The sequence below is a fragment of the Coleofasciculus sp. FACHB-1120 genome (assembly GCF_014698845.1).
In the GTDB taxonomy this organism is placed as follows: domain Bacteria; phylum Cyanobacteriota; class Cyanobacteriia; order Cyanobacteriales; family FACHB-T130; genus FACHB-T130.
In genome coordinates this window covers 38,575-59,510 of record NZ_JACJTV010000013.1, presented here as the reverse complement: position 1 = coordinate 59,510, position 20,936 = coordinate 38,575, and the positions used below count along the sequence as shown (strand labels likewise).

Annotated in this window: 14 protein-coding genes and 1 tRNA gene; 6 read left to right on the top strand and 9 right to left on the bottom strand. The window is 47.7% G+C overall.

What is annotated here, in order from left to right; translation table 11 throughout:
• Positions 1-85: 85 nt before the first annotated feature.
• The 4 genes from H6H02_RS14080 to H6H02_RS14065 all read right to left on the bottom strand — a co-directional run bounded on the left by H6H02_RS14080 (position 86) and on the right by H6H02_RS14065 (position 2,959).
• Complete coding sequence (locus H6H02_RS14080) at positions 86-1,045, bottom strand: J domain-containing protein (RefSeq protein ID WP_190818717.1); 960 nt, start codon at positions 1,043-1,045, stop codon at positions 86-88.
• A 113-nt stretch (positions 1,046-1,158) separates the two neighbouring features.
• Entirely contained in the window at positions 1,159-1,983 is an 825-nt protein-coding gene (locus H6H02_RS14075; protein ID WP_190818716.1) for an inositol monophosphatase family protein, read from the bottom strand.
• A gap of 60 nt (positions 1,984-2,043) precedes the next feature.
• Complete coding sequence (locus H6H02_RS14070) at positions 2,044-2,601, bottom strand: thermonuclease family protein (protein WP_190818714.1); 558 nt, start codon at positions 2,599-2,601, stop codon at positions 2,044-2,046.
• Positions 2,591-2,959, bottom strand: a complete 369-nt coding sequence (locus H6H02_RS14065; RefSeq protein WP_190818711.1) for a 2Fe-2S iron-sulfur cluster-binding protein — start codon at positions 2,957-2,959, stop codon at positions 2,591-2,593. The genes H6H02_RS14070 and H6H02_RS14065 overlap by 11 nt, the downstream gene beginning before the upstream one ends.
• 63 nt (positions 2,960-3,022) lie before the next feature.
• Here H6H02_RS14065 and H6H02_RS14060 point away from each other — a divergent pair.
• The 3 genes from H6H02_RS14060 (at position 3,023) to H6H02_RS14050 (ending at position 3,970) form a co-directional block, all read left to right on the top strand.
• Positions 3,023-3,107 (top strand) — tRNA-Ser (locus H6H02_RS14060).
• A gap of 180 nt (positions 3,108-3,287) precedes the next feature.
• On the top strand, positions 3,288-3,605 hold the full coding sequence (locus tag H6H02_RS14055; protein ID WP_190818709.1) for a hypothetical protein: 318 nt from the start codon (positions 3,288-3,290) through the stop codon (positions 3,603-3,605).
• Complete coding sequence (locus H6H02_RS14050; RefSeq protein WP_190818707.1) at positions 3,602-3,970, top strand: aspartyl protease; 369 nt, start codon at positions 3,602-3,604, stop codon at positions 3,968-3,970. Before H6H02_RS14055 ends, H6H02_RS14050 begins: the two co-directional genes overlap by 4 nt.
• Before the next feature lie 127 nt (positions 3,971-4,097).
• Here the strand turns inward: H6H02_RS14050 and H6H02_RS14045 are convergent, their stop codons facing one another.
• Together H6H02_RS14045 and H6H02_RS14040 are read right to left on the bottom strand one after the other, a co-directional pair.
• Positions 4,098-5,864: an EamA family transporter gene (locus H6H02_RS14045; protein ID WP_190818705.1), complete on the bottom strand. Its 1,767-nt coding sequence runs from the start codon at positions 5,862-5,864 to the stop codon at positions 4,098-4,100.
• A gap of 645 nt (positions 5,865-6,509) precedes the next feature.
• Positions 6,510-7,850: an inorganic phosphate transporter gene (locus H6H02_RS14040; protein WP_190818703.1), complete on the bottom strand. Its 1,341-nt coding sequence runs from the start codon at positions 7,848-7,850 to the stop codon at positions 6,510-6,512.
• Between the two features lie 238 nt (positions 7,851-8,088).
• Between H6H02_RS14040 and H6H02_RS14035 the strand changes: the two genes are divergently transcribed.
• The 3 genes from H6H02_RS14035 to H6H02_RS14025 are packed head-to-tail and all read left to right on the top strand — an operon-like array spanning position 8,089 to position 10,599.
• Positions 8,089-9,483: a hypothetical protein gene (locus H6H02_RS14035; protein ID WP_190818700.1), complete on the top strand. Its 1,395-nt coding sequence runs from the start codon at positions 8,089-8,091 to the stop codon at positions 9,481-9,483.
• Between the two features lie 15 nt (positions 9,484-9,498).
• Entirely contained in the window at positions 9,499-9,903 is a 405-nt protein-coding gene (locus tag H6H02_RS14030; protein WP_190818698.1) for a hypothetical protein, read from the top strand.
• Positions 9,904-9,957: 54 nt separating this feature from the next.
• Positions 9,958-10,599, top strand: a complete 642-nt coding sequence (locus tag H6H02_RS14025) for a hypothetical protein (RefSeq protein ID WP_190818696.1) — start codon at positions 9,958-9,960, stop codon at positions 10,597-10,599.
• Positions 10,600-10,747: 148 nt separating this feature from the next.
• Here the strand turns inward: H6H02_RS14025 and H6H02_RS14020 are convergent, their stop codons facing one another.
• The 3 genes from H6H02_RS14020 to H6H02_RS14010 all read right to left on the bottom strand — a co-directional run bounded on the left by H6H02_RS14020 (position 10,748) and on the right by H6H02_RS14010 (position 20,900).
• Positions 10,748-11,305, bottom strand: coding sequence for a chemotaxis protein CheW (locus tag H6H02_RS14020; RefSeq protein WP_190818694.1), 558 nt, complete (start codon positions 11,303-11,305; stop codon positions 10,748-10,750).
• Between the two features lie 110 nt (positions 11,306-11,415).
• On the bottom strand, positions 11,416-15,273 hold the full coding sequence (locus H6H02_RS14015) for a response regulator (RefSeq protein ID WP_190818692.1): 3,858 nt from the start codon (positions 15,271-15,273) through the stop codon (positions 11,416-11,418).
• Positions 15,274-15,476: 203 nt separating this feature from the next.
• The gene (locus tag H6H02_RS14010) at positions 15,477-20,900 is read right to left on the bottom strand and encodes a GAF domain-containing protein (RefSeq protein ID WP_190818686.1); all 5,424 of its coding nucleotides are present in this window, start codon (positions 20,898-20,900) and stop codon (positions 15,477-15,479) included.
• Positions 20,901-20,936 lie beyond the last annotated feature (36 nt).

The window sequence follows — 20,936 nt, the reverse complement described above, 5'->3', positions numbered from 1 at the left end:
TTAGCGAGTTGACGGATTGACCTAGTTCTCACCGACAACTTCCAAACATCTAATGGTCGAGTCGCTAATCGAAGACATCGCTTTCTTATTTCTTCTTACCAAACATACCAAATAAACCGCCTCCAGATTTATCCTCCGGCTTGCCCTGCGCTGGCTTGCCCTGCCCAGGCTTAGGCGGCGTCGTTGTCTTGCCACCCGCAACTTTTTGTGTCAGCTTGTCTAGTGTCTGTTTGCCCTCTAGCCCAATTGGATCTTGAGGGTTTAATTTCAAAGCTTGGGTGATATGGACCTTCGCCATTGTCACCTTAGGCGGAGTTTGCTTCAAATAAACCATTCCCAATAAGCTATGGCAACGGCTATTGTTTGGCTCCATTTTCAGGGCTTCCCGCAACTCTATCTCCGCTTTCGCAAACTGGTTCTTCGCGATCAACTCATCAGCGCGACGGAAATATGGTTCCGCGACTGATGATGGTGGTGGTGGCGGCGGTGGACCATCCTTCGGTGGTGGTGGTGTACGATCCTCGATAGGACGTTTATCGGACATCATCGGGGTTGCTACCCCAGAACCCCCCTTCCGCCTCAGATAAACCATATTCAGTTCGCTGATTTGAGCCGTCACTTCCAGGACTTGGCTCAAAGATTCATATTGCGTTTGTGCTAGCTTTTGCAGTGCCGTTTTATAGGAATGGTCTAAATCGCCCCCCGACTGAGCTAACTGTTTCGCGGTTTCACCTTGGGGTTGAACGTTCGCCGCTTCCCCAGCCAAGCGCTTACCCATGCGCCCAACCATAACGACGTATTCTGCCCGCGTGCGATCCTGCGAGAGTTGCTCGTAGGCAGGATTTACCAATTTTGACAACATCTGGCTGGCACGCTGTTTTTCTGCTTCGTTTTCAGCCTTGCAACTATCCGGATGCAATCTCCGGGCGATTTTGAGATACCGTTTGCGGATGTCATTGACGCCTGCATCTACTGGCACCCCTAAAATTGCGTGGTGGTCTGTGAAATCAAACTTGAACAGTCCACGGTCGATCCGAAATGACATAGCCCGCTGTCCCACCGTCAGAGCCGAATATTCTTTCTAATATACTTCCCTTGCGAAACCTATGTGTGACCTTGCTTACAGAGAAGCCTGATTTTTAGCACTTTGCCATCTACTTATTGCCATCTACTTAGAGGTGTAATTTGCAAAAGTTCTTGACTGATCTGTGGGTGTAGATAACCATTGGTCGCCAAAATCCGTCCGGAATGAATCACTAAAGGACTCCCATCATAAGCGCTGACTTTGCCCCCGGCTTCCTCCACGATGACCACTCCGGCTGCCAAATCCCAAGGTTGTAAACCCCTTTCCCAGTAACCATCCAGGCGTCCGCAGGCAACATAAACTAGATCGATAGATGCGGAACCGCTGCGCCTGACGCCCTGGGTGAGATGGGTAAGGTGACAAAATTCTGCGTAGTTATTGTCCGCTGTTTCGCGTCGATCGTAAGCAAAGCCGGTGACGAGCAAGCTTTTGCTCAACTCGGCTGTTTTGGAAACTCGAATGCTCCGCCGGTTGCAAGTGGCTCCTAGGCCTTTGGCAGCCCGAAACAACTCTTGATGAAATGGATCGTAAACGACACCGACTTGGGGCACTCCGTCAATCAGTAACCCGATTGAGGCGGAGAAAAAGGGATACTGATGAGCATAATTTGTGGTGCCATCTAGGGGATCGATTGCCCAGAGGTATTCGCTGTTAGTATCTCCCAGTTGCCCGGATTCTTCTGCCAGGACTTGATGGTGAGGAAAATGGCGATTGATGACTGAAAGAATGATGGCTTCGGCGGCTTTATCTGCTTCGGTTACAAGGTCTCCTGGGCGTCCTTTTTCTTCAACGGCTTCTAATTTGCCCCAGTAGCTTTGCAAGACGGCACCAGCAGCTAGCGCCGCCTCGGTGGCAATATCTAGAAAAATTTGCAGTTGGTCAGGGGTATGGCGTGTCATATTTTTGGCTAATGGCTAATGGCATTGAACAATGAACAATTAGCCATTCGCAATGAGCAGTTAGCGATTTTGACGCCGAAACTCCGCTGGAGTCCAGCGCATGGGTTTTTCTGGGTTCCAAATGCCTTTGCCCATAATTCGAGCATATTCTTGAGCGGTAGTGAGCCGTTGGTCATATTTGTTGTTGAGCGATCGCGGTACAAACACATACCCTTCTACCACCATCTGCTCGTTCAGCAATACCCCATCTTTCCACACATAAGCTAATCGGCGCTCAAACTGGTCTTTGCTCGATCCATCCGACTCTAACAAAACGGATTGTCCGCCAATCAACTGTTTGAGCCGCTCTTGAGCCGCCGATCCCCAAGGCTGCTGTTTCATATCGGGTGCCTCGATTCCCAGTAGCCGCACTCGCTCTACCAAAGCCGATTGCTTGCTGGTATCCAGCACCTCCAGGGTTTGTCCGGTGACAACCCGCTCAACCTTAACAATTACCCCTGTCGGAACTTCTTTAGCTTGGCAACCAAGCAAGAAAAGGGAAAAAGCAAAAGGCAAAAGGCAAAAGAGAAAATTCTTTTGCCTTTTTATTTTGCGCGATCGCCTTTGGTTAGTCTTCATCCAGCGGTAAACCGAAACGGACTTTTCCCTTGCCAAAATAGCGACCGAACTGGAGTTCGTAAACTTCATCCTCATCCTGAGTTTCCACTTCCAAGTCGGAGCGGGGATAGCTCACGCATAGTAGAGCATAGCCTTTGTCGCGCAGTTGCGGAGAAAGCCCCATTGCTTCTGGCTGGTGAATTTCCCCTGAGAGGACGCGCACGGCACAGGTGGTACAAGCGCCATTGCGACAGGAAAAAGGCAACTCGACGCTCTGATGCTCGACGCTAGATAGGATATAGCGATCTTCTGGCACCTGAAGGTCATGGTGAGTGCCGGTTTGGCGATTGCGTATCCGAATGGTATGGTAATTCGTCATAGTTTTAGTGTATTATTAAAAATCGCAGCTTTGAGTTGCACATTTCAAAATAAATGATCCTCTGGAGAGGTGGCCGAGTGGTTGAAGGCGCAGCACTGGAAATGCTGTTTAGGGCAACTTAACGTGGGTTCGAATCCCACCCTCTCCGTTAAGAATCAAAACACAGCAGTGCTGTGAGATATATCGCCCCAAAAGATACTTCTGGGGCGATATTTATTTTTGGAGATTGCCTGACTCTCAGCGAGTGAATCCACCGCGCAATCTCCTCGCCATCAAATTAACTTACAATCAAAAGTAAATTATTAATATTAAATAGGAAAAATATCCAATGACTCAACTATCTAATAACCGCATTCCCCGTCCTGGAAGGATATTCCCAGAACGCCAACTATCTCCGGAAGAAAAAGCAAAACGTAAAGCTGAAGATGAAGCATTTTATCAGCGCTGTCGTGCAATTTTTGAGCGAGTTCAACCAGAACTAATCAAAGACCACTACGACTGGTTTATTGTAATTGAGCCAGACAGCGGGGATTATGTCATCGATCCAGATGAAAAGGTTGCAAGGGGAAAAGCTCGTGAGAAACATCCTAATAAGATGCGCCTCATTGCCTGCATTAATGAAACTGGAACTTGCGGCAGAATATGATTTCTGGCGAGTTTAATAGTAGAGGCGAGTTATTCTTTGAAATTGGATTGATTGCATCTAATGGAGATGTGATTACAGTTAAAGCTCTCCTAGATACAGGTTTCACGGGTTGGCTGGCAGTTGACAACCAAGATGCCAAAAGTTTGGGATGGTATCTTGACAGTAATGAGCGCCGTGCTATGCAGACAGCACGAGGAGTCGCACGGTTTAATCTCTATGAGGGTAGTGTACTTTTGGATGGACAAGAGTTCACAGTTGAAGTCTTGGGAGGAGATGAACTGGAAAACATTCTCTTGGGTGTACGTTGGCTTCAGACAAAGCGATTGGTAGTTGATTTTGCAGCGGGAGTGTTGATGTTAGAGTAGCGATCGCATTCAAATTTGACTAAGGAGAAAGACGCGATCGCGCGTTTTGAATAAATTAAGAAGTGCCCATAAAAAATAGGGTGAGTATTGCCCACCCTAGGACGAATTCATTAACCCACAGAAGCATTTATTTTGCAGGTTGCCCCTTGTTTTGAACTAGCAGCCGCTCAAAACTTAGGGAGAAAACTCCCAATGTCACCAGCACAATGCCGAAAATTGATATGGGCTGTAAAGCATTCTGAGCGCTCGGAATAATCAAAAATGCTAAAACTGCTGTTAACACAGGGCCACTAGAAGCGATGATCGAGGCTCGTGCGGCACCCAAGAAGCGAACGCCAAAGTTATTTAACAAATAGCCCGCTAGAGTTAATATCCCCAAAACAACGCCGCTGAGAATCAAACCCAGCCGCTTATCGGGGATGACCTGAACAGCCAAATTTTCTGGTAATGGCAACATCAGACTGATGCTAGCTAGGACAAAGATGGTTGTAAACTGAACCAAGCTGACGGGCACGGGGTGAAGTTTTTGAAAGCCAAGCTGCATAAAAATCAGGTAGAAGGCAAAGGCGATTCCGGAGGCGGCGGCGGTGCCAACTCCTACCCCAGAAATGCTCGCCACCCCACTATTAACTGCCGGGAAGATTTTAGGCCAAGCCGCGAGGATAACACCGAAAGAAATCGCCAACATCACTCCAACGCGCAGGAAGGTAGGGCGATCGCCAAAAAACAGCCACGCCAGCGGGACTGTAATAATTGGATACATAAACAGAATTGTCACTGCAACCCCTGGGCCAATTTGCGGGATGGCGATATAAATCAGCACTTGCGACAAAAACAGGAAGAAGCCACTCCCGACTACAGTTAAAAGTCCGCGCCGGTCTGGATCTAATAAAAACTTCTTGATATCCCTCCATACGTTGGGATAGAGAACAATGGCAAGTAAAGCCATCAAAGGCAGCACTACCATCATGCGGAACCACAAAATTAACAGCGAGTTGCCCAAACCTAGCTTGATGAATCCTCCCAAGGAAAACAAGTTAAAGATTTGGCTTTCTCTGCCGATGATCTGAACAACCACGTTGTGAACCGACAGCGCCACGGTAGAAATTAAAATCAACAATAAACCTAATTGACCTTGGGAGCTAGGTTTAGGTTGGCGTGACAGTGGTAGCGGGGCAGCCGGAACCGAGAACGGGATCGCATTCGCTTCTGGGGTCTGTTTGCGATCGCTATAAGCTTGTCCTCCAACCTCTGACTCTGATGGTTCTACTAACGGCAACGCACTGCTTTGTGCTTGCAGTTGTTCTTGCAGGCGATTGACGAGAGTTTCTAAAATTGCTTCTCCTTGTTGTTCCAAGCTGTGCATTCGCGACAGCTGCTGGGAGAACGAACTTTGATAACTGCTAATGTCTTGTTGCAGTGTTTTGAAAGTCGTTCTCAGGGTTGTATCCAAAGAAGATAGGATTCGGTAGGCACTGTCGTTGTAGTCATTTGGCGAGGGCGGCAAATTGTTACTGCCAGTGCCACTCAGCGGTTGATAGGAACTGTCTGGTTGCTGAGACAGCCGCTGCATCAGTAGGTGTTGCAGGTGTTCTGCGATCGCTTGGGTGAGTTGCCCGACTAAATATTGCTGCTGATCGATTTGTTCTTGAGGTTGTTCTTGAGGCAGAGGGTTTTGGGACGAGGGTAATTGCTGACGCTGAGCTTGTAGATAGTTGATCTCCTCGACCAACCGGGATTTCTCAGCATGGAGTCTCTCAACGTCTTGATTCAACTGGACGATGAGATTTTGCTTCAGGTTCTCAAGTTCCTGCGTCATCGCCCTCAAAAGAGCCTCTGCTGCCGTAGCATTTCCGGTGTTTTGATTTTCCGGTAGATTGTCCAGTTGCCCCATTAGCGTATAACCTCGGTGCGATTGGCTATAACGAAGTGTGATTGTAACTTAGTCTACTTAAGCCTTGTTAGTATTTCTGATATTTTCGCAAATACACTTCCTTACGGATGTGATTTTGCTCAACTAGGTGTTGTTTCTCAGATGAATGATAGGGTTTGATTTTTTAGCATCAATACTGACAAATTATTCCAAAATTTTGGTGATTCTTAAGAGATTTTTCGGGTGAATTTAATTTTGTTCTAGAGCTGTTGAATCTTGCACTCCCTGCAAGAACAGCTACTTTGAAACCATCCTCCAGCAACACATTGAATAACGAAGAGGGAGTTTCTTCCCCTTAAGCGAGAGACTTTTGGGGAGTTCAGACAACTTTTGCAAGAAGTCTAATCTTTTGCTCCCCAAACCCGCGACAAAAGAAGGCAAAAAGTTCGCACCCCGTTTATAAGCAGAGGTTTGAGCTTTGCAACACGCAGATGAAACAGTGCCGTGTCCCTCTGCCTGGAAGCCAATTAATCGCTGGCATTTAGGATCGAGTTTTTGGACGCGGACACATTTTCCGCAACTGGGCAGCCGATGCCGCCTAGAAACTCCTTCCAGAAAGAGTGTATCCCAATCGGGCAACCGGAGAGGGGATGTAAAGTTTTAAATTTAACCAATCAAGTGGAAAATTCCGAATTGTCCCCCTAGCTGACGGGTCACTAGAAAGATAATTGCCCCCAAAGCCGCACTAATGGGAAGGGTAATCAGCCAAGCGAGTCCAATCGATTGCAGGGTTTGAAAGCGGATGGATTTCCAGTCTTTGACTGCACCAATGCCAACCACAGCACCAACAAGGGCATGGGAGGTGGAAACGGGCAAGCCCAGCCGGGAAGCAAGCAAGATAGTCGTAGCGGTTGCGAGTTCAGCGCAGAAGCCACCGCTCGGCTGGAGGGCAATAATGCCTTCTCCAATCGTGGCAATGACTTTTTTGCCCCAGACGGCAAGACCAGCAACGATACCGGCACCGCCTAATACGAGAATCCACAGAGGAATGCTAAAGCCAGAGACGGGAACGGAACCTGTGCGATTAATATAGGCGATCGCAGCTAAGGGAGCGATCGCGTTGCCAACATCATTGGAACCGTGGGCAAAGGCAACGAAGCAGGCACTTAATAGCTGAAACCGTGCTAGCTGACGCTCAATGGGATTTTGGATTTTAGACTTTGGATTTGGGTCGCGGTTGTCAGGCTCATTTGCTCCAGTGATAACCGTTGTGTTTACAAGCTGCTCTGCTTCCTCGTGGGCTAATTGTCGCCAGATGAACTGAGTAAGGGCAACGGATGAGATCGCGCCAATTAAGAGGGGGATATCGTGGGCAGGGAGGTTGATGCCGAAACTCTCTGTCAGCCAAGTATCGATGGGTTGACTCACAGAAGGTAGAACAATCACCCCAAAGATACCCAGCAATGTCACACTCAACCAGGGAATCCACTCGCGCAATTGAAAAAGTGGATTGGGTTGATCCAGAATCCAACGCTTGACGACGCTGTAGAATAACGCGGCAATTATGCCACTGATGACCGGCGTTATTACCCAGGCGAAGCTGATTAGACCAATTAATGACCAATCGATGGCACCAACACCCGCAGCCACCCAACTAAAACCGGCGATCGCGCCGACTACCGCATGAGATGATGCGACTGGTAAGCCCTGACTGGTGGCAATTTGCAGCCAGATGCCACAGGCTATCAGTACCGAAACCATGCCAATCAGTAGCATCTGAGGTGCGTCAGCGAACAGTTCTGGATTGACAACCCCTGTTGCCAGCGTCTCCGATACGGAATGACCAAACAGCACTGCACCTGTAAATTCCAATACCCCGGCAATCACCAATGCCTGCCGCAGGGTGACAGCCTTCGATCCCACTGACGTTCCCATTGAGTTAGCAACGTCGTTTGCGCCCAAATTCCAGGCAACGTAGAAAGCTAGCAGGGCGACAAAAACAATCATGTCGTAAATATAGATATCGACACGGCTAGTTTATCCGGTGAAGGATAGGAGAGCGATCGCGCTGAAGGGAGAGGAAGCGGCGATCGGGATTTGAAGCGATGATTTTTACTCAAATCGAGGCAAAAGTTGGGTGATGTCGCTGCGGATAAACGCGCCCAGCTCTGTATAAGTATCTATTCAACGATTTGGGAAGACCGACTTCTCAATTGGAGCGGTGTGAGTTTAGTAGGGCTAATTTATGCGTTTTTCCCGTGTTGCTGTTTGTACTTTAGCTGCTCTTGTGGCTGGAGGGATGACAGCCCAAGCAAGTGAAAGTCCGAGTTCCGAAGGTTCTCCCCAAAAAGCCGTGACTGATGAGGGGAGTGTTGCCACCCCGATGGTGACTCCTAGAAGTATGACAGCGATCGCTGCCCCAGAAATCCAACCAGAACCACGATTAGCATCCAGGCAGGAATTTGCGCCGCCTTCTCAAAATGCCCCAGGATTAACTGCAAGGCAACTTCCAGCATTGACATCTGCCCCCCAAACTGATTTGCCAGAAATCCCTGAAGCTGCGGCGCTTCCTACAAATAACATCCTCACCCAGTTATCAGCAGGTTCTGAGGTTAACCAGCCTGCATCTGATGCATCCGCGAGGAAAGCGACTGACTTAGCTTCCTTCCGAAACGGAGAAACCGTTGACGGAGCGGTTGTAAAGGAACGAACGATAACCAGTGGAGGTACATTTACATCCAAGGCTGAGGCACTCCGTCCCGATCGGGCGATCGCTAATTCGTCAACGGCTACAACCAGCCAGTTAATCGCAACGAAACCGAAAGCCGGGAATACCTGTGCCTCGCAAAGAACCAAGAACGTTAAATCCTTAGATGATGCAACTTATCAAGTTGCTCAAGAAGGAACCACAGCGGCGACAGAATCCTGTCCGAGTCCGGAACCAGTTGCACCGCTAGCGTTGCCAGCACCCATTGAGGAATTTGAAGCTTCGCCAGCCCTGAGTATTTATATCCCAGTTGGCTATGGTGCCGATAGAAACACCGCCTTTATCAGCGGCACCTATCAACCCAACGTGCGAGAAGATAGTGGTTCTGTCGGGGCTGCGGGGATCGGTATCGGCTTAGGCAATGCCGATAAAGCCGTGGGGGTAGAACTATCCTACGCCTTAGCGACAAATGACAGCTTTGGCGAAGGTGGCTTTAACGGCAAGCTGCATCGTCGATTTGGGGGAGATGTATCCGCAGCATTAGGCTGGAATGGCTTTTTAAATATTGGTCACAACGACTTTGAACAATCCAAATATGGAGTTGTTACCAAAATATTCCGAACCCGAGAATCTCTCAATGATGCTTTCAGCCGCGTTGCTTTTACGGTGGGTGTCGGCGATGGACAGTTCCGTTCCAACGGTGCGGTTGATGCGGGTGAAAACAATATCAACGTGTTTGGAAATTTGGCAGTTCGAGTTGTTCGACCTGTTAGTTTTATTGCGGAATGGACAGGGCAGGACTTAGCATTGGGTCTTTCCATCGCTCCCTTCAAAAACTTTCCTTTTGTGATTACTCCAGCCTTGCGCGACGTTGCAGGTGCGGGTGACGGCTCTCGATTTGTATTAGGTGTTGGGACAGCATTGAAGTTTTAAGGAGGAGTATCCGAAATGCACACCATAAAATCTTTGGGTTGGGTTGTTGGCTTATCAATTGTGGCGCTAGGTATGGCTGCACCTGCAAGAGCCGATCGTAGTTATTCTGACATCACGGGAACGAATATCTGGAACAACACGGCACCCGTTTTTGATACTGATGACAAGTTAGATCCAGAACTAACCGCAAATATTACCCGGCTTAACCAGGAGTCAGAAGCAGCTTTTCAAGCCTGCGGGACTGCTCTGACGGAGCAAACTCCGACTACGCGCCGGTTTACTCGACAGCCTCAAACACCCCCCCCGGTTCCCCAGGCGTGTCAGCGGCTAGAGGAATTAAGGACAGAAGTCGAAAACTTGAGAACGACTTTGCAGCAAAAAGACCTTTCCAGAGCCAACTCCGGTTTGCGGACTTGGTAACGGTTCGGTTGTCAGTTGCAGAGTCATTCTAGTGTGAGCAGGAGAAAGAATACGATGAGGCAGATGAAGCGTAAAAACGGTAGAACCACCGGGTTCAAGTGGCTACTGGGAGCGATCGCGGCTGGGTTTATGGGCGTGGCAACACCCGTTCACGGTGAAGATTTGTTTGGAAATGAAGCTGTCCAGTTCCCGGTGGATACGACGGTTGAATTTGAATTCAAAGAGTCCCACGGAGCTTATCTATCAACGCTTGGCGTCGTCAATTTAGATACGGGTGAAGAGACGGTGCTATTTCAGGAAGTCAAACCCTATGACGCCTTCGGCAGCGAACAGCCTCAGCCTTCCTCACCTGGTCAAAATAATATTGGCACGGCAATCGATTTTCTGGGGACAGTTGATGGGGGAGCTGTAGAAAATCGACTCAGCGAATATACTTTTAAGGCGAATACCCGGTATGCGTTCTACCTGGAATCTGTTAGCCCTACAGGTCAAACTCGACGCAGTGTCAGATCCACCACCAACTTAGCAGCTGCGTTTAATGGCAGTTTGGCTGGTGGCACAAACGAAGAAATTACTGGCGTTCGCATCGCTTGGGATGATGCAGGGCTACCCCAACCAGGAAAAGATGAGGACTTTGATGATTTCGTGATTGAGGCGGGAGGGTTTCCACCCGTTCCCTGTCCGCCAATCCGCTAATCGCAATTTCATGATTTTGCTCCCCCAGTACCCCTCTTTTTCAGGGTGCTGGGGGATTTTGTTTTAAGTCAATATCAATTAACGAGAGCGATCGCGCTGAAGAGAGATGGAGATGCGATCGCTAATTCCTACCTATTCCAACCGAGTATTATTGATGCTGCCGTGTCTCCTCTTCCGTACCCGGTGGCAGAGACAAATTTCCCCAAGAAAGTTTCGTTGTTGTATCAATATCTAACAGAAATAAGGTTAGAGAAGTTTCTGGTTGAGAAATGACAGCAACGTGACTGGCTATCCCTAGGGTATTAGCGTGACGAAAGGATTCGGGTAAGACTCGAATCGTGGATAAGGGTACATCTATCAAAGCGGGAACGGTTTCCACGGGGATACCATACAACTCGCTTTCGCTATTTTGAATAACAATCAGGTAGGCTCCCTGAAGGGTTTCATGGGTTGGGTTGGATGAAAATAACCGCTGCTGTAGATCCAAAACAGTCACTTCGCGATCGCCTACATGAGCAATCCCGACTCCATTCTGTCCGCTGCCAAAAATTTGGGTAGAATTCAGCACTTTATAGATAGACTCAATCCGCAAACCCAAGTTTAAGCTACCAATGCTAAACACAAGCACTTTAATAGCGGGTACAGACGCGGAAACATCTAACCGATCGAAATCCGGGGGGGTTGAGTTGATTAAAGCGCTGTTCATGCCTTTTTTTAGGGGAAAGTAGGATTTATTCCTCCCGATTCACCCAGAGGGGTGGGGTGGGTTTCTGGACTGTAATTGATGTTTTTAAAAACATGGAGATGCTCCCATCATTATGAGCTACGAACGACAGCTCCTAAAGCTCCACTTTTTTCAAAAAGGGCTTTGAGTGCTGCTAAAAATTCTTGCTCTAAGTAAGGTTTGCTAAAGTAAGCACTGGCTCCCAAGTGAGTGGCTAATTGCCGATGTTTTTCACTACTGCGGGAAGTCAGCATCGCGACGGGTATTTTCGATAGCTGCGGATCTTGACGACGATGGTTGAGAAATTCAAAGCCATTTAGATTCGGCATTTCCACATCGCAAACTACCATTTGAATGCTGGAATTTTGCTGTAACTGTTCGATGGCTTCCCTTCCATCTCTTGCTTGTAAGACGCGGTATCCGGCTTTTTGGAGTGTTAAAGCTAAAGTTTGCCTCAGGGTAATCGAGTCATCGACGATTAATATTAAAGGCGATTTGGCAGGATTCGCGAATACTTTAGTTTTGTCAATTGATGCAGTTGTGATGGGGGAAGCAGTTGGCAGATCGGTGAAAGTAGTCGTAGCGATCGCGTTCTTACTTTGCCCAACCATCTGAGTCAGAAGCGTTGCCCCATCAATTACCGGAATCAGGCTCCCATCTCCTAAAATCGTGCAACCGTAAATATAACTTGGAGGCGCGATCGCTGCACCAAAGGGTTTAATCACCAATTCTTGCTCTGTGACCAAGCGATCGATTTCTAAAGCGAAAATTTGGTTATCTCGGCGGATTAGCAGCATCGGTGGTGCCCAAGCTTCGGGAGTGGGAACGGCGACTAAAGCTTGGCTGGGAATTGATTCAGGCAACGGACAACTGTAGTCCAGTAATTCTGATAAGTGATAGACAGGAACGATCCGCTTGCGCCAGTGCAAAAATCTCTGTTTTCCAGAGTGCTTCATCTGGTCAGTTTTCGGAATTACAATCTCTTCAATGCTGTCAGCGGGGAAGGCGTAAGCAGTGGAACCAACCAAGCAGACGAGTAATTTGGCAATCGTCAGCGTCAGCGGGATGCGTAACGTAAAGGTGGTACCTTTTCCAGGAGTGGTCGTGATGGTGATGGTACCTTTGAGCGATCGCAGTTGCGATCGCGCCACATCTAATCCCACTCCTCGACCCGACAGTTCGCTGACTTGAGCCGCAGTGGAAAATCCTGGCTCAAATAGCAAATCTAAAAGTCGAGTTGTTGAAGTTATAGCCACTTGTTCTGGTGAAAGCAACCCCAACTCTAATGCTTTCAAACGGATGCGTTCTAGGTTGGCTCCTTGACCGTCATCCCGGACTTCAATAATCGTATGGCTTCCCTGATGATAAGCCTGAATTTCAATCTGACCTCGCTCCGGTTTCCCTCGCTGACGGCGTACTTCTGGCGGCTCAATGCCATGATCGAAGGCATTTCGGAGCAAGTGCAGTAAAGGGTCGTTGAGTTTTTCTAAAGCTGCTTTATCAACTAAAACTCCCGTCCCGCTTAATTTCAGATCGACTGGCTTTTTGTATTTTGTGGAAAGGTCGCGCAAGACTCTCGGAAAACGACTCAACACTTCGCGCAGGGGAAGCATCCGCGCCCACATCAAATCATCCCGCAAGTGGGCGATCATTTGACGTTGACCTTCTAAAGTTTGGCTTGATTGCCCAGCTAAGTGTGCCACATCCCCAACGATTTCTTCGAGTTGCACCATCTCTTCGAGACTTTCTTGCACCATTGAGTGTAATTCTCCATAGCTGTCCATCTCTAGGGAGTCAAACGAAGAAATTAGGGGTGTAGAAGTGCTAGAAGACAGAGAATTTGGCTCTATATTTTCCCCAGTTTCAGAGGCTGTAAATCGCGTTTTTACACCCGAATTTCCTGGTTTTAGAGGCGCAAAAGTTTGCTGGTCTGATGCGATAGAATGGCGTTCTGGAGCCACTATCATCTGGTCTGATAAATCGCGCAGATGATTGGCGATTTCCTGAAATTTAGTAAACCGCCGCAGCAGTTCTTTCACCGTTGCCTGTAGTTGCTCGTTTTGAAGGAAAAGACCGTTTCGGTTAATAGCAAGTTCACCCACCAAGTTATTCATTCGTTCCAGTCGATCTAGGTCAACTCGAACAGAAAGTTGGGGAGTAGGATTGGTAGGGGTGATAGTCTCCTTTTGCTTGTCTTTGGCAGCAGGCAATTTAGCGGGTTTAGAGGTTTTAGATGCTAGTTTGTCGATTTCTGTCTGAATTAGCTGAGGCGAATTTTCTGTGTTAGCTAGATTGACTGGAAGCTCGGTTACGGAAGGTAAGCTGTCAAATAATTGTTCGATTTTCTGAACAATTTCTTGAATATTCGCTGGAGATTGTGTTTCAATTAATTCTGAGTGTAGTTCTGGAGCTGGCGGTGAAACTGGCGTAAGTTCTATCGTTGGGAGAGTAACTAGGTCAGTTTCTTCAATATTTGGCTCTAATTCAGACCGTTCCTCAATTAGCACCGTCGGCTCTGCTACCTCAAAAGAGGATAAATTTTCAATTTCTATCGTTGGCAAATTTGAGACGAAGCTACCAAAAACTTCATCGAGAGAAGGAGGGGAAGCGAGTATCTCTTCTTGAGCTATTAACTCAAATTCTTGATTTTTATTAGCTGCTGGCAGTGCCGGAAGTTTCAGTCCATCAAAAGAGTAATTATTCGGAACTTCTGGAATTTCTGGTATTAAGTTTGAATCCTTAAAAATTTTATCCGAAGTCTGTTTCTGTTCTCGTTCGCTTAATTTTTGTTCAAGGATTTCCTCATCTGTTGTTAAGATTAGGTGGTCAGGCTCATCAACTGTGGAAAGAGGGAGTTGATTTTGAGTTGACAGACTGGAATCTGAGAAATCAAGAATTTCATCGAAATCAGCGATAGAAGTTAGCGTTTCCCCTGGAATGCCTAACTCTGTTTCGGGAATTTCTTCAGATGTGAATAGTGCCGAAACGTCTAGGAAATCTTCATTGATTTCAGAGGAGAGGACAGAGCTACCAAAAATATCTTCAATAGAAGAAAAGGAAAAAGAGGGCGCTGATTCCTCTTCATCTTCAGTCAGTGTCAGTAGCTCTAATTCGGAAGCTAGTTGGATGACTGTAACCGCTGCTACGGACGAAGTTTGAACTGGAGAAGCAGCAGCAAGTTTTGTTAAAGCGGGAGAGGGAGAACCGCCAAGCAAGCGATCGCCTGCAAGTACGCCTTCCCTCGCTGCCAGAAAATCAGATAATGCCAATTTAGCAATCTGCAAGGCTTGTTCGGGATGAGCATCGAGAGCCGCCAAAGTAGTTTGAGCGATCGCTCCAAATCCTGGCAAACTTAATAATTCTGCGATGCCGGTAAATACATCAGCGAGTGCCCGCAATTCTCCGGCTACTTGATTGCTTTCAGGATGGGCTAAAACATTGGTGAGGCGCTCTAGTTCCTGCGCCACGTCCACTTCAAATATCGATAAGGTGATATCGATTCCCAATTCCACTGCATTGGGTAAAACTTCCTCTCCGGTGAGGAAATCTCCTAATTGCGCCTCAATTTTGGCAAACACGGGTTCGGCGATCGCGATCGCCTGTTCTGCGTTGAAATGACCCGCCAGAATCTGATCCATTAAAGGGAGGCGGAGACAATCATAGGCTTGCAGCAACAAGCTTTCTAGTTCGGCATCAATCTCTAACTCTTTGTTGTGGAGTGCCTTAAAGATATCTTCAAGGCGGTGAGCTATTGTTTTGATTGTTTCAAGTCCTACACAAGCAGATCCCCCTTTAATCGAGTGAGCCGCACGCATGAGACTGTGAACTTTCGCGGTTGTCCGCTCTGTCTTGAGCGTCAGCAGTTCCGATTCGATGACCTGCAACAGCTCTGGAGCTTCTTGAATGAAGAACTGATAGGCTTGGTCGCGGATATCAGAGTCGAGCGCCATAATACTGAATTGGTAATTGGTAATTAGTAATTGGTAATTGGGGAAAAGGCGTATGAGGGTTGGGAATTGGGAATTGATAATTGGGGAAAAGAGGTTTAGTAATTGGTAGTTGGTTGGATTCTTGCCCCTACCGATTACCGATTACCCATTAGAATTACCCATTACCAATTACCCGTTACTCATTACCGATTACCGATTACCCATTAGCTAACTTTAAATCGACCCACGTTTGCTTGCAGTTCTTGCGCCAACGCTAGCAATTCCTTAAAGGATGCCGATACATCGGTGGCTCCCGTTGAGGTTTTAGTGGCGATCGCTGCCACATCGGTCATGGTTTTGGTGACTGCATCGGAAGCTTTGGATTGCACGATAGCCGCTTGGGCGATCGCTTCCACCAAGGCGCTGATCTGGGCGCTGGCAGTCGTAATTTTGTTCAGGCTTTGGCGGGTTTCATCCACCAGTTTCGTTCCTGTAACAACCTGCTCGGTGCCTGCTTCCATCGCCGCTACCACCTCATTGGTTTCTGCTTGAATGCCTGCAACCAACTTTTCAATTTCCGCCGTTGCTGCTGCCGATTGCCGCGCTAGCGATCGCACTTCATCCGCAACGACGGCGAAGCCTCGACCCTCTTCCCCAGCGCGTGCCGCCTCAATTGAAGCATTCAGCGCCAACAAGTTCGTTTGAGCGGCAAAGGTGCCAATCAGGTTTACCACCTTGGAAATCTTTTGCGAAGATTCGCCCAAGCGCTTGACTTTTTTGGAGGTTTCTGCAACAGTTTCCCGGATTGCTAGAATCCCGTCCACCGTGCGGTTCATGGCAGCGTCACCCTCCTTCACAATCTGCGTCGCTTGTTGAACCGCAGCTTCCGCTTGTTCGGCATTGGCAGCAACCGCTCGAATTGAGGTGGACATTTCCTGAATTCGATCCAGAGCCACTAAAATTTCCTCCGATTGCCGTAAAGCTTCTGCCGATAACTCTTGGACAGAAACTTCATTGGTGCTGGTGGTTGCTGCCACTTGTTTGGCGGCAGTTTGCACCTGGCTAACAATTTTCCGCAAGCTACCGATCGTGGCATTGTAGGAGTCAGCAATCGTGCCGATTTCATCTTCAGTCACTTGCGCCCGAATGGTCAGGTCTCCTTTACTGACGGGATCGACTTCCAGCAGCAGTTCCATCGCTCGTTTTTGCAGGGCTTCCTTGGCTGACCTTTGCTGTTCGGCATTTGCAGATTGTTGGCGGGTTGCTTCCTCTTGCGCCGCTAGCAAAGTTTGAATCTGTTCCAGCAGCGTCGCTTGGTTGAGGGCAATACCTACTTGAGTTGTCAACTGGGTGAACAAATCGATTTCACCCTTCTGCCAAATGCGAGTCCCCGAACATTGATGAGCAATCATCAAGCCGAATAGCTCGTTATCTACCACGATGGGCACGACCAAGTTAGCTTTGACTTGAAAGCGCTCCAACATTTTAACGTGACACTCGTTCAGACCCGCTTGATAAATATCGTCAATCGCACGAATGCGCCCTTTGTTGTAGCTTCCCCCCTGCGTCTCTTTCAAGCAGGTATCTTCAACTTTGACTCCTTGAGTGGGCATCCAACCCGTCCCTACAGATTCTGCAATTACCGTCCCATCCCAGTTCGCATCGAAGCGATAGACGATCAAGCGATCTGTTTTAAATGCGCGTCGCACCTCTTGGACTGCTGTATTAAGAATGTCTTCCAGCTTCAGAGTTTCCCGAATCCGGAGGGTAATCATCGACAAAAGTTGCGATCGCGTGGCTTGAGCTTCTTTCTGTTCCAGATAGCTGATGCGGTCTATCGCTAAACCAACTTGAGTGGACAACTGCGTGCAGATAGCGACTTCAGACTGCTGCCAAGTCCGAGGGGTTGAACATTGCTGGGTACACATTAAGCCCAGTAGTTTGTCACCGCTAACAATCGGGGTGATCACATTGGCTTTGATTTTTAATCGCTCGTACAACTCAACGTGACAAGGGGCGAGATTCGCTTGATAGATATCATCAATAACAAACACGCGACCTTGGCGGTACAACTCTACCCCCGCGTCTGAGTCGGTGAAATAGCTATCAGCTACTTTCATGTTCATGCAGGTCGGTAATCCGGGCGTCACGGCTTCCGCAACAACATTCCCACTCCAGTCCGGGTTAAAGCGATACAAAAACACCCGTTCTGCATTTAGGATTTGTTGAGCGCCAATCACTGCTTTCTCGAAAACCTCTTTGACATCGAGAGATTCACGAGCGCTGTTGGCAATGTCTGCAAACAGTTGTGTCAAATTGGCTTCGACTTCTCGCTGTTTTGCTTCCGCTTCCTTCTGTTTGAGGAAACTGATTCGGTCTAAAGCCAAGCCGATTTGAGTAGACAACTGCGAGCAAAAATCGACTTCATACTGCTGCCAAATCCGAGGATTTGAACAGTGCTGCGTACACATCAAGCCCAGTAGTTTATCACCGCTGACAATCGGGGTGATTACATTGGCTTTGATTTTTAATCGCTCGTACAACTCAATGTGACAACCTGTAAGATTGGCTTGATAGATGTCATTAATGACAAATACACGACCTTTACGATACTTTTCTACACCCACATTCGAGTCGGTGAAGTAAGTATCGGTCACGGTCATTTTCAGGCACGAAGGCAAGCCGGTCGTCACCGCTTCCGCAACAACATCTCCACTCCAATCCGGGTTAAAGCGATACAAAAACACCCGTTCCGCATTCAGGATTTGTTGAGCGCCAACAACCGCTTTTTCAAATACTTCCTTGACATCTAGCGATTCACGAGCGCTAGTAGCAATATCGGCACACAGTTGAATGCGCTTAGCTTCAACTTCTTGCTGTTTTGCTTCAGTTTCTTTCTGTTCTAGGAAACTGATTCGGTCTAGAGCTAAGCCGACTTGAGTGGACAACTGCGAGCAAAAGTCTACTTCATACTGTTGCCATATCCGAGGATTTGAACATTGTTGCGTACACAGTAAGCCGAGTAATTTATCACCGCTGACAATCGGGGTAATCACATTGGCTCTAATTCTTAATCGCTCATACAACTCAACATGACAATAAGTCAACCCAGATTGGTAAATATCATTGATGACAAAGACACGACCATTGCGATATCTTTCTACACCCACATTCGAGTCAGTGAAGTAAGTATCGGTCACGGTCATTTTCAGGCAGGAAGGCCAACCCGGCATCACTGATTCGGCAACTACATCCCCACTCCAATCTGGGTTGAAGCGATACAAAAACACTCGTTCTGCATTCAGAATTTGTTGAGCGCCAACAACGGCTTTCTCAAATACTTCTTTGACATCGAGAGATTCACGAGCGCTAGTAGCAATATCGGCACACAATTGAATGCGTTTTGCTTCAACTTCTTGCTGTTTTGCTTCACCTTCTTTCTGTTCTAAGAAACTGATTCGATCTAGAGCTAAACCGACTTGAGTAGACAACTGCGAACAAAAATCAACTTCATACTGCTGCCAATTCCGAGAATTTGAACACTGCTGCGTACACAGTAAGCCCAACAGTTTATCACCGCTGACAATCGGGGTGATCACATTGGCTTTGATTTTTAATCGCTCATACAGCTCAATGTGACAACCTGTAAGATTAGCTTTGTAGATGTCATTGATGACAAACACACGACCATTGCGATATCGTTCTACCCCCACTGGAGAGTCGGTGAAGTAGGTATCTGTGACGGTCATTTTCAAGCAGGAAGGCCAACCTGGTGCAATTGATTCTGCGACGACATCTCCACTCCAATCCGGATTGAAGCGATACAAAAACACCCGTTCGGCTTTCAGGACTTGTTGAGTTCCTTGAACAGCTTTATCGAAAATTTCTTTGATATCTAACGATTCTCTAGCGCTGGTGGCGATATCGGCACACAACTGTAATCGCTTGGCTTCAACTTCTTGTTGTTTAGCTTCAACTTCCCGCTTTTGCAAATAGCCGATCCGGTCTATCGCTAAGCCTAATTGAGTGGAAACTTGGGTGCAGAAATCAACTTCAGACTGCTGCCAATTTCGGGGAGTTGAACACTGTTGCGTACACATCAAGCCAAGTAGTTTGTCGCCGCTAATCAGTGGGGTAATTACATTGGCTTTTATTTTTAATCGCTCGTACAATTCAATGTGGCAATGGGTGAGATTGGCTTTGTAGATGTCATCAATGACAAATACACGACCCTTCCGATAGAGTTCTACTCCCACCTTTGAAGAGGTGAAGTAAGTATCAGCCACCTTGATTTTCATGCAGGTCGGCAATCCGGACGCTACGGCTTCGGCAACAACATAGCCACTCCAGTCAGGATTGAAGCGATAGATGAATACTCGTTCTGCGTTCAGGATTTGTTGCGTGCCTTGAACTGCTTTCTTGAATACTTCGTGAATATCTAGAGATTCTCTGGCACTGGTTGCAATATCCGCACACAGTTGTAATCGCTTACCTTCAACTTCTTGCTTGCTTAATAAGTCTTTAACTCGTGCCACCAAGTTATTGAAGCTAACAGCTAGAGTTTGGGTTTCAGTAGTACCGCGAGGTTCAACGTAGGCATCCAAATTTCCGGCAGCAACCTGCTCTGATGTCCCCGTCAACTCTTTCAAAGGCGCTGACCAGCGGCGTGCTAAACTCACCACAATGCCTGCACCTAAGGCTCCCAAGGAAAGAAAAATTAGGACAAAAATTAGTCCATGCTCGTTTCCAGCGGCAGCAATTTCCGAAAGATCGATTGAAGTAACACTGACCAAATCGATACCGGGAACTGCGGCAAGGCTATACTTTCTGCCGTCCCGATCGAAGGAGGTACTCAGAACTAATTGTCCCTCTTTGTGAACGTAAGGGATAATGGTCAGTCCCTGAAGTTGACCTGTAGTGGCAACGTAGCTTGGCTTTTTCCCTAGGGTGGCGTTTTCCCCAAAATTAGCCTTTTGTACTTCTAGTTCGGCTAACAGAGCGGTAGCTGTTTGTAAAATCGGTTCGCCACCCAATACTTCTTTCTGAGCGATCGCTCCATTAGATGTAATGGTACTAATAACGGCTTTGCTTGCTGGAGCCAAAATTTGAATTTTTTCTGTGTTACTCAGTCCCACATGCTCCAACGGCACTGCTAGTTCGTCAAAGTTAGCAGCACGCGCAATATCAATCGTTAAGGAATTTTCTGCCAAAGACGACGAAATCAACGCATTCTTGACCTTTACGCCAGCCAAGTTGGAGGATAGCATTGCGTCATTCCATAATTTCGTCTCGGTGCGCCCAGATGCTTGATAATTCGTCATCCCCCAGCTGACAATACCTGCGATCGCTAGCGGTGCTAGTACCACAGGTAAGATTGTCCGCAACAATTGGCTGCGGAGCGTGCGGCTTTTGGGTACATTCAGTTGTGGCGACGGAGGCTTAAGGTTGCCTTGCTCTGTTGTCTCTAGTTGCTCTTTACCCTTGTTGTCTACCTTTTGCTCAAGATTCTGAGAGCCGTCTAAATCTTGTTGGTTCGGAATGAGCTTCAGAGGAGGGGGTTGATGGCTCACACCTGTCTTGCGACCCCTGAGGCGACGCTTAATATTGGCTTTTGTTGGATCGGATTGAGGATCAGAAGGTGTCTTCATAGCTTAAACTTTGCTAAAGGTAGATGAGTGTAGCGA